11 protein-coding genes and 1 pseudogene are annotated in these 13696 nt (G+C 71.9%); 6 read left to right on the plus strand and 6 right to left on the minus strand.

Features of this window, described 5'->3' with window-relative positions:
• Positions 1–481 (minus strand): annotated as a pseudogene (locus ACFTZL_RS28655) (ATPase); the annotation flags it as partial.
• A gap of 18 nt (positions 482–499) precedes the next feature.
• On the opposite strand from ACFTZL_RS28655, the gene ACFTZL_RS28660 reads away from it, so the two are divergent.
• Entirely contained in the window at positions 500–1768 is a 1269-nt protein-coding gene (locus ACFTZL_RS28660) for a glycosyl hydrolase (protein WP_382588356.1), read from the plus strand.
• A 4-nt stretch (positions 1769–1772) separates the two neighbouring features.
• Here ACFTZL_RS28660 and ACFTZL_RS28665 read toward each other — a convergent pair whose 3' ends face one another.
• The gene (locus tag ACFTZL_RS28665; RefSeq protein ID WP_382588357.1) at positions 1773–3260 is read right to left on the minus strand and encodes a glycoside hydrolase family 3 N-terminal domain-containing protein; all 1488 of its coding nucleotides are present in this window, start codon (positions 3258–3260) and stop codon (positions 1773–1775) included.
• A gap of 190 nt (positions 3261–3450) precedes the next feature.
• Here ACFTZL_RS28665 and ACFTZL_RS28670 point away from each other — a divergent pair, with 190 nt between their 5' ends.
• Complete coding sequence (locus tag ACFTZL_RS28670; RefSeq protein ID WP_382588359.1) at positions 3451–6360, plus strand: ABC transporter substrate-binding protein; 2910 nt, start codon at positions 3451–3453, stop codon at positions 6358–6360.
• Positions 6361–6368: 8 nt separating this feature from the next.
• Here the strand turns inward: ACFTZL_RS28670 and msrB are convergent, their stop codons facing one another.
• The 4 genes from msrB to ACFTZL_RS28690 all read right to left on the minus strand — a co-directional run bounded on the left by msrB (position 6369) and on the right by ACFTZL_RS28690 (position 9723).
• Positions 6369–6776 (minus strand): peptide-methionine (R)-S-oxide reductase MsrB, encoded by a 408-nt coding sequence (gene msrB, locus ACFTZL_RS28675; RefSeq protein WP_382588361.1) that lies wholly within the window; start codon positions 6774–6776, stop codon positions 6369–6371.
• A gap of 14 nt (positions 6777–6790) precedes the next feature.
• Positions 6791–8182 (minus strand): UDP-N-acetylmuramate--L-alanine ligase, encoded by a 1392-nt coding sequence (gene murC / locus ACFTZL_RS28680; RefSeq protein ID WP_382588362.1) that lies wholly within the window; start codon positions 8180–8182, stop codon positions 6791–6793.
• 75 nt (positions 8183–8257) lie between these two features.
• On the minus strand, positions 8258–8731 hold the full coding sequence (locus ACFTZL_RS28685; protein ID WP_382588364.1) for an indole-3-glycerol phosphate synthase: 474 nt from the start codon (positions 8729–8731) through the stop codon (positions 8258–8260).
• A gap of 185 nt (positions 8732–8916) precedes the next feature.
• Entirely contained in the window at positions 8917–9723 is an 807-nt protein-coding gene (locus ACFTZL_RS28690; protein ID WP_382588366.1) for a pyrimidine reductase family protein, read from the minus strand.
• 37 nt (positions 9724–9760) lie between these two features.
• Here ACFTZL_RS28690 and zapE point away from each other — a divergent pair, with 37 nt between their 5' ends.
• The 4 genes from zapE (at position 9761) to ACFTZL_RS28710 (ending at position 13661) form a co-directional block, all read left to right on the plus strand.
• On the plus strand, positions 9761–10861 hold the full coding sequence (gene zapE, locus ACFTZL_RS28695; RefSeq protein WP_382588368.1) for a cell division protein ZapE: 1101 nt from the start codon (positions 9761–9763) through the stop codon (positions 10859–10861).
• Between the two features lie 199 nt (positions 10862–11060).
• Positions 11061–11489, plus strand: coding sequence for a hypothetical protein (locus ACFTZL_RS28700; protein ID WP_382588370.1), 429 nt, complete (start codon positions 11061–11063; stop codon positions 11487–11489).
• Between the two features lie 82 nt (positions 11490–11571).
• A complete protein-coding gene (locus ACFTZL_RS28705; protein ID WP_382588372.1) occupies positions 11572–12153 on the plus strand; it encodes a carbonic anhydrase in 582 nt (193 codons plus the stop codon).
• A gap of 8 nt (positions 12154–12161) precedes the next feature.
• On the plus strand, positions 12162–13661 hold the full coding sequence (locus tag ACFTZL_RS28710) for a SulP family inorganic anion transporter (RefSeq protein ID WP_382588374.1): 1500 nt from the start codon (positions 12162–12164) through the stop codon (positions 13659–13661).
• Positions 13662–13696: the final 35 nt, after the last annotated feature.

Genomic DNA, 13696 nt, shown 5'->3' on the forward strand with positions numbered 1-13696 from the left:
CGGTGGCGGTGCCGCGGCGGTCGGTGATGCGCATGGCGACCGCGCCCGTGCCGGCCACCAGGGCGAGGCCGTCGGCCGGGGCGCCCGGGGCCGAGGCGAAGGCCGCCTCGATGTCGCTGCCGATGACGGGCGGGCCGGCGTCGATGCCGAGTCGGCGCAGCGCGGCGGTGAGGGCGGCCAGGGCGTTGCGCCGCCCCGGTTCGTCGGCGGCGGCGTCCGTCGCGCCCGCGAAGCCGCCGGCCACGGCCACGACCCGGGCACGGTCGGGCTCGGGCACGGCCTGCCCGACGGCCTCGGCGAGATGCTCGGTGAGCTGCGGCACCGGGACGGTCAGGGCGTTGCCCGGCCCGGCGGAACCCTCGCCCAGCGGACGTCCGTCCGCGGCGGTCGCCAGGACCGCCCGGGTCCGCGTGCCGCCTGCGTCGAGGCCGACCACCAAGGACGAGCCGCCTTGACGCTCCTGGTTCAATTCATTACCCATCGCCGACTATGGTGATTGATGCATTCACCCAGAGCAAGGGATCTGGGTGCTCGACCCGAGGAGGATCCCATCCCCACGCTCCGCTTCGGCGTCAACTACACGCCCCGCCGCGGCTGGTTCCACGCCTGGCACGACTTCGACCCGGCGCACGCCCGCGAGGACCTGGACCAGATCGCCGCGCTCGGCCTCGACCACGTCCGGGTCTTCCACCTGTGGCCGCTCCTGCAGCCCAACCGCACGCTCATCCGCCCCGCGGCCGTGGACCAGCTCGCGCATCTGGTCGACCTGGCGGCCGAGGCCGGTCTCGACGTCCTCGTGGACGGCGTGCAGGGCCATCTGTCCAGTTTCGACTTCTATCCGGAGTGGACGCGAAGCTGGCACCACCGCAATGTCTTCACCGACCCGGAGGCCGTCGCCGCCCAGGCGGAGCTCATGCGGACCCTCGGCCGCGCCCTCGCCGGCCGCCCCAACCTCATCGGCCTCCAGTTGGGCAACGAGCTCAACAACCTGGTCGAGCACAACCCGGTGACCCCGGACGAGGTGGACCACTACCTCGACACCCTGCTGTCCGCGACCCGCGAGCACCTGCCCCCGGGCCGGCTCGCGACCCACTCCGCCTACGACGCGGCCTGGTACGGCGACGACCACCCCTTCACCCCCGAGGCCTCGGCCCGCAAGGGCGATGTCACCACCGTCCACCCCTGGGTGTTCTCCGGCGATTGCGCCCGCCGCTACGGCCCCCGCTCCCCTCAGGTGCTGCACCTCGCCGAGTACGGCACGGAGCTCGCCAAGGCCTACGCCGAGGACCCGGCCCGCCCGGTCTGGGTCCAGGAGACGGGCGCCCCGGAGCCCCATATCCCGGCGGCCGACGCCCCGGACTTCGCGCGGGCGACCGTGCGGAACGCGGCCGGGTGCGAGGGGCTGTGGGGCGTGACCTGGTGGTGCTCCCACGACGTGGACCGGTCCCTGGCCGACTACCCGGAACTGGAGTACACCCTGGGCCTGTTCGACGCGCGGGGCGGCGCCAAGCCGATCGCCACGGCCCTGGCCGAGACCGTCGCCGAGGTGCGCGCGGGGCACCATCCCGCCCGGCCCCGCGACACGGCCCTGGTCCTGGACTGCACGCCGTCCACCCGCTCCGTCTCCGGGCCGGGAGGCGCGTACTTCGACGCGTGGATGGCACTGCGCGCGCAGGGCGTCCACCCGGCGGTGGTCCTTGCGGAGCGGGCGGACGACGCCGCGTACCTCGCGGCGCGCGGCATCAAGGAGGCCGTACGGGTGCCGTGAACTCTCAGGTGCCCGTCAGCGCTTCCGCGACGGCCCGCAGATTCACCCGACCCCGCCCGTAGGAGCAGAGCGCGCCGCCCTCCGGCAGCCCGGTGTCGATCCGTACGGCGTCGGGCCGCTGAGCCAGCAGGGCGGCGCGCAGCCGTTCCTGCCAGGGGTGGAGCCCGGCGTCACAGGTGGCGATGACCAGCGGGGTGTCACCGGAGGCGCGCAGGATCTCCTCCACGAAGGGGGCCGGATCCGCCGGCTCTCCGCTGACCGCGGTCCCCGTGGCCGTAGGGTCGACGGCCCGCACCTCCGTCAGCAGGTCCTCGCCGCCCCAGTTGAGCGCGGGATGCGGCGGCGGGAACAGGTCGACGACATGGGCGCCCCGCACGCCCGACGGCACCGACCGGCTGCGGACAGCCCGGCGGGCGGCCTCGAGACCGGCCTCCGCGTCCCAGCCGTCGACGGCGCCGGCGGCCGGAGCGGCGTACCGCACGGCGAGGCGCCGCACCCGCCCTGCGGCCTCCCGCACCCGCTCCTCGGGCAGCACACCGGAGCGCAGCGCGCTGAGCACCGCGTCCCGGCAGGCCAGGGTGACCTCCAGGTCGGGCACGGCCACGATGACCTGGTCGGCACCCGCCGCGAGGGCGATCCGCGCACCGGCGGCCTCGCCGTAGCGGTCGGCGATGGCCTTCATCTCCAGGGCGTCGCTGACCAGGACCCCGTCGAATTCCAGCTCGTGGCGGAGCAGATCGCCCAGGATGCGGCGGCTCAGGGTGGCGGGCCGCTCGGGGTCCAGCGCCGGGTAGACGACATGCGCGCTCATGATCATCGGCACACCCGCGTCGACGGCCACGCGGAACGGCTCGAAGTCGGCCCGCAGTTCGTCGTACGACCGCGGGTCGACGGCCGTCCCGTGATGACTGTCGGTCTCGGTGCCGCCGTGCCCGGGGAAGTGCTTGGCGCAGGAGGCGACGCCCCGCCGCTCGGTGGCGGTGATCCAGGCCCGCAGATGGCGGGCGGCCAGGGCCGGTTCGGCGCCGAAGGAGCGCGTGCGCACGATCGGGTTGCGCGGATGGTGCTGGAGGTCGGCGACCGGGGCGTAGGAGACCGTGATGCCGAGCGAGGCCAGATGCCCGGCCAGGGCGTCGGCGCAGCGGCCGGTCAGCCCGGGATCGTCGGCCACTCCGAGCGCGAACGACCCGGGCACCTCGGGAGCGCCCGCGCCCACCAGGTGCCCGATCCCGCCGCCCTCGTTGTCGATCCCCACGAGCAGGTCCGGCCGCAGGGCCCGCAGCTCCGCGGTGAGCCGCCGCACCTGCTCCGCGTCGCGCACGTTGCGGGTGAACAGGATGACCCCGCCGAGCCCCCGGTCGACGAGCCGCTTCAGCTCGTCCGGAACCCCCGCCGTCCCGTCGAACCCCGCGACGAGACAGCGGTGAGCGGCCTCGTCGAGATCGACGGGGAGGCCGGCGGGGCGTGCGGGCGGATGCGCGGAGGTGGTCACTCCGGACATCTTCTGGCTCGGTCATCCATAAGTCAACAGGGTGATGGATCGTTCATTCAGCACCGCTCCTTCAGCACGAGGGGCGCGACGGACCAGGCAGAAACGATCCTGAAGTTCTTCCGTCACCCACTCGCACCCCACCCACACCGGCTAGCCTCGTAAGTCACCGAAGGCGAACGGGGGATTGCCCATGGTGAACGCTGATCGCACGCCGCCGGACTGCCCTGGGGGCCATGACGGCATACCGGAGCGTGGCGCCGGGCTCCATCTCCAGGATCAGCTCGAAATCCTCATCCAGGACTTCCGTACGAGCGCCGAGCCGCCGATGCCGGTGTTCGTCGTGCACGCGCAGGAGAACTCGGACGACGACGCGGTGACCGGGCTGGTCCGGCAGCTTCACGCGGGCCAGGAGGCGCACGGCACGCGCTGCGCGGTGGCGCAGGACGCCTACGAGGGCCCCACGGAGGTCCGCCGGGCCGCGGCCATGGTGCGGGCGCTGAGCGACCCGAAGAAGTGGGGCGGCCCGAAGGCGGTCTACCGGCGCTACGCGTTCCCGCGGCTGCGGCTGGTGCATGCCATCGACGACGCGGTCGCGGCCCTCGGCGACACCTGGCCGGCGCCCGAGCCGGGCAGCCCCGAGGCCGGTCAGGACCAGCGCCAACGGCTGCTGAACGAGCTGGCCCAGCAGCGCTGGCGGCCGAAGAACACCGCGCGCTGGCGCTCGGGTCTGCCGCTGTTCGACATGGCGCACATCCTCCCGGCGAGCCTCGTGACCGTGCTCGCCGCGCTCATGGCCCGCAGCGAGTGGTACGTGGCGGTGGGCGCCGGTCTCGTCTTCCTGCTGCTGCTGACCGTCCTCAACTACGTGCTGCCGGGGCGGGCGCCGATCTTCCTGTGGCTGCGCCGGGAGAGCCGCTGGTTCATGACGACGACCTTCCTCAGGGCGGCGGACCACGAGGATCCCACCGAGGTCTCGCTGCTGCGGCCGGTGCGGTCCTGGAAGGCGATCGCGGCCCGGGCGTACGACGTGGCCGAGGCGCTGACGGCGGGCGGCGACTTCCACCTCCAGCTTTGCGTACTGGCGTTGCGGGAGGACCTGCGGGACAACCACCGCCGCTGGAGCTGGGACCTGCGCGGCTTCAAACGGCCGCGCCCGCCGATGCTGTTCCTGCCCCACGCGGACGCCCGCAACGGCGGCATCGAACTGATCCGGGCCATCAGCGACGTCCGCAGCCGGCGCAGCGAGCTCGACCCGCTGGTGGTGGTCGCCGCGGTGCACACGCAGGACGTGCCGCGCCTGGAGCGCGGCACGGTTCCGGCGACGCCCGACCCGGCCGCCGTACCGCCCAGGTTCGGCGAGCGGCTGCGCACCTGGCACCGGCAGTGGGCGCACAACCTGCGCGCCGAACAGTCGCCCAGCCGGGAGCGGTCCGTCCTGCCCTGGGTGATGAAGATCCCGCTGCCGCACGACCAGCTCGGTCCCGTCGAGGAACGCACCCGCCATCTGCGGGCCTCCACCCGGCCCACGCCCGCCCGGCTGGTGTGGGCCCTGCACACCCTGGTCCTGGTGATCGCCCTGCTGACCGCCGGGACCGTCATGCGGGCCGACGCCCTGCACGACCGGTACTGCTCGGCGTCCGTGCTGACGGCCAACCGGGACACCCGGCGCGCGGAGACACCCGGCGGCGGCACGGAATGCATCGGCATAGCGACGGACGGCGTCCGCTTCGCCGACTGGCTGCCCGCGCCCGACCCCGGCGACGAGCCCAAGGCCCTGACGGCCGGCGACGCGACGCCCTGGACGGTGGACGAACTGGAGGACCGCATCGCCGAGCAGAACGCGAACGTCCTCGCCACCCATTCCGGCAAGTACGTCACCGTCGTCTACGCCGGGCCGCTGAGCGCCGATTCCTCGGACGGCTCGTCACTCGTGAAGGGCGCCGAGGAACTGGCGGGCGTGTATCTGGCACAGGCCGTCATCAACAAGAACTCCAGTGTGAAACTGCGGGTCCTGCTCGCCAACGGCGGCGTGGACCTGGGCCACCAGGAGGAGATGGCCGAGGAGATCGCCGCGTACGCCGCCCAGGACCCGACCGTGGTGGGAGTCGTGGGCACCGGCCGCGACCTGAAGTCGAGCAGAGCGACGACCCGCACGCTGATGGAGGCCGGGCTGCCGGTCGTCTCCGGCACGAACTCCGCCACCTATCTGCCCCGCGAGTTCGCCAACTGGTTCAGTCTGGCCGCCACGGACCAGTGGCAGACCGAGCAACTCGGCCTGATCGCCGCCCAGTTGCGCACACCGGACCGTCGGCAGTACGCCCTCGTCCTCGCCCGGGACACGGCGAGGACCGACGACCTGTACACCGACGAACAGGCACGCTACGGCCAGGACATGCTGCGCCGGCAGGGCTTCACCCCGCTCGAGCAGCGCCGCTACACCCTCAGCGGCGGCAAGCCGGAACTCCGCTCGCACGCCCAGGAGATCTGCCGGGGCGGCCAGGTCCCGTCGGTGATCTACTTCGCCGGCCGGGTGGAGGACATCGATCCCCTGATGACCCAGCTCGGCACCGAGCCGGGCTGCGCCGGAAGGCCCCTGGCCATCCTCACCGGCGACGACCTGTCCAAGGCCGACTTCACCGTCGGCGGACAGTCCGTCGCGCCGAAGGTCACGCTGTACCACGCGGCCCTGGCCGAACTGCGGACGGCCGCCACCCGGACGACGTTCTACCTGGACGCGGCCACGCATCTGCCGGGCCTGCGGGGCGGGAACCTGCGCTACGACAGCCCCGCCCTGGCCAGCGGCCAGACCGCCCTGGCACACGACGCGACCCGCGCCCTGTACTGGGCGGCCACCCGGGACGACCGGCCGCAGAGCCGCGCCTCGACCTGGGTGAACCTGCGCAACGTCAAGATCGAGGGCATGGCCACCGGCACCATCGACTTCACCCGTGCCCCGCTCTACGGTGACCGCACCGGTCACAGCATCGTCCTCAAGGAGGTCCGCCGCGCGGGCGACGGCACCTCCGAGACCCGGGTGGTGTGCAGCCGCACCGCGGGGAACACGAAGCGGCTCACACAGAAGGAGTGCCGGATCGGCTGAGGGCTGTCTCAGCCCTCAGCGGCGGTCAGGCGCAGCGCGATGCTGTTGATGCAGTACCGCTGGTCCGTGGGCGTCGGATACCCCTCACCCTCGAACACGTGCCCGAGGTGCGAGCCGCAGCGCGCGCAGCGCACCTCGGTACGCACCATGCCGTGGGCCCGGTCCTCGATCAGTTCCACCGCGTCGGTGTCCCTCGGGTCGAAGAAGGACGGCCAGCCGCAGTGGGACTCGAACTTCGTGTCCGAGGTGAACAGCTCCGCACCGCAGGCGCGGCAGGAGTAGACCCCCTGGGTCTTGGTGTCGGTGTACTCACCGGTGAAGGCGGGCTCCGTGGCCGCCTGGCGCAGCACCGCGTACTCGCCAGGGCTCAGCTCCGTGCGCCACTGCTCGTCCGGCTTCTCGACGTCGTACGGCATGAGCCTTCAGCCCTTCAGTTCGACAGACGGTCCAGGATGCGCGGGCCGAGGTCGGTGACGTCGCCCGCTCCCATGGTGAGAACGAGATCCCCGGGCTTCGCCATTCCCGCGACCACCGAGGGGACGTCCGCCTTGTCGTGCACCGGCGTCACGTCCGCGCCCGCCGCCCGGGCCGCCTCGATGATCAGCTCGCTGGTCACGCCGGGGATCGGGTCCTCGCGGGCCGGGTAGATGTCCAGCACGACCGAGGCGTCCGCGAGGGCCAGGGACTGGCCCATCTCCTTGGCCAGCTCCTGCGTCCGCGAGAAGAGGTGCGGCTGGAAGACGACCAGGATCCGGGAGTCGCCCGCCGCCGCGCGCATGGCCTCCAGGTCGGCGGTCATCTCGGTGGGGTGGTGCGCGTAGGAGTCGATGACCTGCACACCCGCGGCCTCGCCCTTGAGCTGGAGCCGCCGCTTCACGCCCGTGTACGCGCCCAGTGCCCGGGCCAGCTCCACGGCGGGGACGCCGAGCGCCACGCCCGCCGCGAGCGCGGCCACCGCGTTGTGCGCGTAGTGCCGGCCGGGGACGGAGACCGTGAAGGTCAGCTCCTGCCCCTCCAGCACCACGGTGACCTCGCTCTTCAGGCCCTGCGGCACGACCGACAGGACGCGCACGCCGGCGTCCTCGGACTCGCCGTACGTCACCACCCGCGCGCCGCGCTCCGCGACCCGGCGGGTGAGTTCCCGGGCGCCCTCGTGGTCGGCCGCGATCACCAGCGTGCCGCCCTCCGTGATCCGGTCCACGAACGTCTCGAACGACTCGTAGATCTCGTCCATCGAGGCGTAGTTGGCGTGGTGGTCGAGCTCGACGTTGAGGACGATCGCGACCTCGGGCGCGTACTTGTGGAAGCTGCGGTCCGACTCGTCCGCCTCGGCGACGAAGATCTCGCCGTCGCCGTGCAGCGCGTTGGAGCCGGGCGCGTCCAGGTCCCCGCCGATCGCGTACGACGGCGTCAGGCCCAGCTCGCTCAGCGACACCGCCAGCATCGAGGTCGTGGTCGTCTTGCCGTGCGTACCGGCGACCGCGATCGGCCGCAGGCCCTCCATCAGGGCGGCGAGCGCGTCGGAGCGGTGCACGACGGGGATGCCGAGCGCTGCCGCGCGGGCCAGCTCGGGGTTGTCCTGCCGGATCGCCGACGACACGACCACACAGCTCGCCTCGTCGGCCAGGTGCTCGGCGGCGTGCCCGATGTGCACCTTCACACCCAGCGCCCGCAGCGCCTCGGCCGTCGCCGACTCCTTCGCGTCACTGCCCGCCACGACGGCCCCGCGCTGGGCGAGGATCTTCGCGATACCCGACATCCCGGCCCCACCGATACCGATGAAGTGCGGTCGGTCCATGGCGGTAGGAAGGCCGGGTGCCATGCATATCTCCAAGGGCGTTCTGGGACGGTGAGCGCCCACAGCCTATTTCAGAAGCGCCACCGCATCAGCCCGGCACTACGCCTTGCTGTGCGAGAACAGCTTCAGCACCGGCACCCCCACCTTGTGCCGGGCCCGCGACGCCCAGTCCCGGTGGAAGAACTCCTCCACGTAGTGCGGATCGGTCAGCACGATGACCTCGTCCGCGCCGACCTCCTCCACCAGGGACTTCAGCGCGTCCAGCGGATGGTCCTCGATCAACCGTCCCTGCGCCTCGCTCCCGGACGTCCGCAGTGCCGCGAGGGACACCTCCAGCGCCCGCTGCCCGACGCTCAGCGCCTCCTCGCCCTCCGGCGTCTCCCCCTCGCGGACGGCATCGTCGAGTTCGCCGAGCGCTACGTCGTCGATGGCCCGCAGCAGACGGTCCGCCTGCTCGCCGCGCGGCTGGAGCAGCACCTGGAAGGCGACCCGCTCCTCCCCGTGCAAGGTGGTGACGAACTCCACGTCAGCGGACGTCAGGGCCTTCTCGATCATCAATACGCTTGTGAACACCAGGCGCCCCTTCTGATCCTTGCGGAAACCATCCTGCCCCGCGTTCGCACGGGAACTGCCGGGTCCAGTGTGCCCTCCGGAATCCAAACAGAACGGCATATTCCGAACGTACCGACCGGTCCGGCTTCCTGAGCGCCGACACCTGTACCCCCGTGCCGCTACCCCGTGCCGCGCGGTTCAGTACGTCAGGACCGTCCGTACCTCGTGAACAGGAAGCCGTCCTCCTCCAGCATCGACAGCAGCGAGAAGCGCCGCGGGACCGTGACGGCGGGGCCTCCGGCGATGCGCTGGGCGTCGCCCGAGGTGAGCATCGGGGAGACGGTCAGACAGAGCTCGTCGAGCACGCCGGCCGCCACCAGCTGGCCCAGCAGCCGCGGGCCGCCCTCGGTCAGCAGCCGGGTGTGTCCTAGGTCGGCGAGGGCCTGGACGGCACGGGCGGGGTCCACGCCGATGCCGTCCCCCGCGGTCACCACGCGCGCGCCCGCCTTCTCGGCGGTGGCGACGCGGTCCGGGGCGGCCGAGGCTCCCGTGAGGACCAGGGTGGGCACGAGGGGCGAGGTGAACAGCGGGAGCGAGAAGTCCAGGTCGAGGCTGGCGGTGACCACCGCGATGGCGGGGGCGGGAGCCTGCCCGGCCGCCTCCCGCGTCGCCGCGAACTCGGCACGCGCGCGGGCCGGCCGGTATCCCTCCTGGCGCACCGTTTGCGCGCCCACGACGACCACGTCCGCCAGCGCCCGCAGCGTGCCGAAGATCCGCATGTCGGTCGCGCTGGAGATGGGCTGCGAACGGCCGTCGTGCTGGGCGGCCCCGTCCAGCGTGGACACCATGTTGGCGCGCAGCCAGGGCAGCGGCCCCCCGGCTCCGGGCTCGGGATAGGCGTAGGCGGCCGCCAGCTCGGCCAGGCCCCACTCCCGCCCGGCACCTTCCTCACCGGACGCCCCACCCGGGGCCGGAGCTGCTGTTTCATCGGTCACAGGGAACAGACGTCGCATGCCGTGCAGTGTTCCACGCGCCGTAGCATGGTGAACCGTGTCCTCTTCCCCCGCCCCCTCCGGTACCGGCCCGATAACCGACGCGGCCCCCCTCTCCCTGTGCGCCCGTGAGCCGCACGTCCCCGCGGATCGGCTGGTCGCCGAGATGGTGCCGCCGCCGCGGTTCGACTCGGTGCGCTTCAGCACGTACATCCCGGACCCGAACCAGCCCAGCCAGACCGAGGCGGTCCAGGTCCTGGAGAGCTTCGCGGCAGGCCTCGGCCAGGGAGCGGGCGGTTCAGGAAAGCGGCGGCTGTTCGGTTTCGGCAAGGCGCCGAAGAAGGCCCCGGCCGGCCCGCGCGGCGTCTACCTCGACGGTGGCTACGGCGTCGGCAAGACCCACCTGCTGGCCTCCCTGTGGCACGCCACCCCGGCCGAGCCCGAGCTCAAGGCATTCGGCACCTTCGTGGAGCTGACCAACCTGGTCGGCGCCCTCGGGTTCCAGAAGACCGTCCAGACCCTGTCCGGTCACCGCCTGCTGTGCATCGACGAGTTCGAGCTCGACGACCCGGGCGACACCGTCCTGGTCTCCACCCTCCTCGGCAAGCTCGTCGACGCGGGCGTGGCGCTCGCCGCCACCTCCAACACGCTGCCCGGCAAGCTCGGTGAGGGCCGGTTCGCCTCGGCCGACTTCCTGCGGGAGATCCAGGGCCTGTCGGCCCGTTTCCGCGCTCTGCGCATCGACGGCGAGGACTACCGCCACCGCGGTCTGCCCGAGGCGCCGCCGCCGTACACCGACGAAGTGGTGACGAAGACGGCGCAGACCACCGAGGGCGCCTCGCTCGACGCGTTCTCGCCCCTCCTGGAGCACCTCGCCCGGGTCCACCCCAGCCGGTACGGCGCGCTGACCGACGGAATCAGGGCAGTGTGCCTCACCGGCGTGCGGCCGGTTCCCGACCAGTCGACGGCCCTCAGGCTCGTCGTCCTCGCGGACCGGCTCTACGACCGCGAGGTGCCCGTGATGGCCTCCGGTATGCCCTTCGACCAGCTCTTCAGCGAGGAGATGCTGAACGGCGGCTACCGCAAGAAGTACTTCCGGGCCATCTCCCGGCTCACCGCCCTGGCCCGCGACGCGGGCAAGCTGGCGAACTCCCGGTGACCACAACCCCAATACCGCGCCAACTGCCGTGAGGCCAAGGGGTGGTTCCAGCCAACCCACCCACGGTTTTCAGGCTCTCTTCAGCTTGAAACGTTAAGTTAACCCTGCAAATGACTTTGCAGGGTTAACGTGTTTCTTGACCAGTCATTGACCAAGTGTTGGTCAGCGCTAGACGTGTGAATCACCTGAAGGGGGGCGCATGTACCGAGGTACGACGGCACGGACCGTGGTTTCGATCCTCGCCGCCGTCCTGCTCGCCCTTCAGTTCTTCGCACCGACGGCGTCCTTCGCATCCGCGCACACGCCCCGTAAAGCCGAGGCCAAAGCTCAGCCCGGATCTGAACCCTCCGGCCAGTCCTCGCGCCCCGGAATCAAGTACTCCGGCAAGGCGCTGCGCGACGAGATCGCCACCTGCCGCGCCGGACACCACGGGGACCCGACCGGTCCCCTGCGGACCCGCGACCGGTTCCACATCGCCGACTCCGCGCCCTGCGCGCCGGAGCGGCCCCTGCTGCGGCACATCCCGCCGACAGCACCGGACCAGGTCAGAGCCGGCGCCGCACACCATCGCGCGTCGAGATCCTCGACGTCGCACACACCGGCAGCGCTTCAGGTCTTCCGCTGCTGAGGAACAGAGTCGTTCCTTCCCCCACCTCTGTCATGCCCGTCCGACGCGCCCCCACTGCGCGCCAGGAGGAGTCACCACACACATGCAACCCCTCATCGACAACGCCCGCACGCACGGACAGCGCCCTGAGGAGTTCGCCCGCCTCGCCGAGGGCCAGTCCCCCGACGTCCTGTTCATCACCTGCTCGGACTCCAGGGTCGTACCGGCCCTGATCACGGGCGCCCGGCCCGGCGAGCTCTTCGAGCTGCGCACCGCGGGCAACGTAGTTCCCCCCTACGCCTTCGAGCACCCCACGTCGGAGGCGGCCACGATCGAGTACGCCGTGGAAGTGCTGGGCGTCAAGGAGATCGTGGTCTGCGGCCACTCGCACTGCGGCGCCGTCGGCGCGGTGGTGCGGGGCGACGACCTCACCGGCGTACCCGCCGTGCGGGACTGGCTCGCGCACGCCTGCGACGAGCCCAAGTGCGCGGACCCGACCGACAAGACGGTCACCGAAGCCGTGCAGAACCACGTCCTGGCCCAGGTGGAGCGGCTGCGCTCGTACCCGGGCGTGGAGAGCCGTCTGACGGACGGCCGGCTCCGGCTGCACGCCTGGTTCTACGAAGTGCACACCGGAACCGTGCGGGACCACCGCGCGGACACCGACTCCTTCGAGAAGCTGTGAGGGGCGCCATGACCAAGTTCCCTTACCTGAGGCAGGACTTCACCGCCTCCCTCGTCGTGTTCCTGGTCGCGCTCCCGCTGTGCGTGGGCGTGGCCGTCGCCTCCGGTGTCCCGGCCGAACTGGGCCTGATCACCGGCATCGTGGGCGGCCTCGTCACCGGATTCCTGCCGGGCAGCAGCCTCCAGGTGTCCGGGCCGGCCGCCGGTCTGACCGTGCTGGTCTTCGAGGCGGTCGACACCTACGGGCTGCCCGCGCTCGGTGTGATCGTGCTCGCCGCCGGTCTGCTGCAGCTCATCATGGGCGCGCTGAAGCTCGGCCGCTGGTTCCGCGCGATATCCGTCTCGGTCGTCGAGGGCATGCTGGCCGGAATCGGTCTGGTGCTCATCGCCGGTCAGCTGTACGCGACGGCCGGACTGAAGGCGCCCGCCTCCGGCATCGACAAGATCCTGGGCCTGCCCGGAGCCGCGGCCGACGCGCTCGGCAGCACCAAGGCGCTCACCTCCCTCGCACTCGGCGCGGCCACCATCGCGGTGATGGTGCTGTGGAAGAAGCTGCCGAAGCAGGCGCAGGCCGTTCCGGGCGCGCTCGCCGCGGTGATCCTGGCGATCGCGGCCACCGCCGCGTTCAACCTGCCGGTCGACACCGTCAAGGTGCAGGGTCTGCTGGACTCCATCCAGCCGCCCGGCCTCGACGCCTTCGGCAGCGTGGGCGTCGGCATCATCGGCACGATCATCGCCTTCACCCTGATCGCCTCCGCCGAGAGCCTCTTCAGCGCCGCCGCCGTGGACCGGCTGCACGACGGACCGCGCACCCAGTACGACAAGGAGCTCATGGCGCAGGGCGCGGGCAACACGCTCTGCGGCGTGCTCGGCGCGCTGCCGATGACCGCGGTCATCGTCCGCAGCTCGGCCAACGTCAGCGCGGGCGCCAAAACCAAGGCGTCCCGCATCATGCACGGCGTGTGGCTGCTCCTCTTCGCGGCGCTCCTGCCGGCCACGCTGGCCCTGATCCCGCTGCCCGCACTCGCCGGCATCCTGGTCCACGCGGGCTTCAAGCTCATCCCGTTCCGCAAGATCGTGCCGCTGTGGCGCGAGCACCGGGGTGAGGCGGTCATCCTGGTCGTCACCGCCGTGTCGATCGTCGCGGTGAACATGTTCGAGGGTGTCCTGATCGGTCTGGCCCTGTCGGTCGTCAAGACCGCCTGGGAGGCCTCGCACATCAAGCTCGAGGTCATCGACAAGGGCGCCGGTCCCATCCAGGCGTACCTGTCGGGCAACGCGACGTTCCTGCGGCTGCCGAAGATCCTGGACAGCCTGGAGAGCCTGCCGCAGGACCGCCCGGTCGAGCTGGACCTCTCAGGCCTGCACCACCTCGACCACGCCTGCCGTACGGCCCTGGAGAACTGGGCCGAACGCCACAGCGCGACGGGCACGGAGCCGGTGAAGGTCACGGAGCCGGAGCTGGACTCCGAGCAGTCGAAAGAGGGCGAGAAGGTGACGGTGGCCTAGCGGCCCGCCGCGACACCGACACCCCTGGCCCGGGA

Source organism: Streptomyces sp. NPDC056948 (genome assembly GCF_042674225.1).
Lineage (GTDB): Bacteria > Actinomycetota > Actinomycetes > Streptomycetales > Streptomycetaceae > Streptomyces > Streptomyces purpurascens.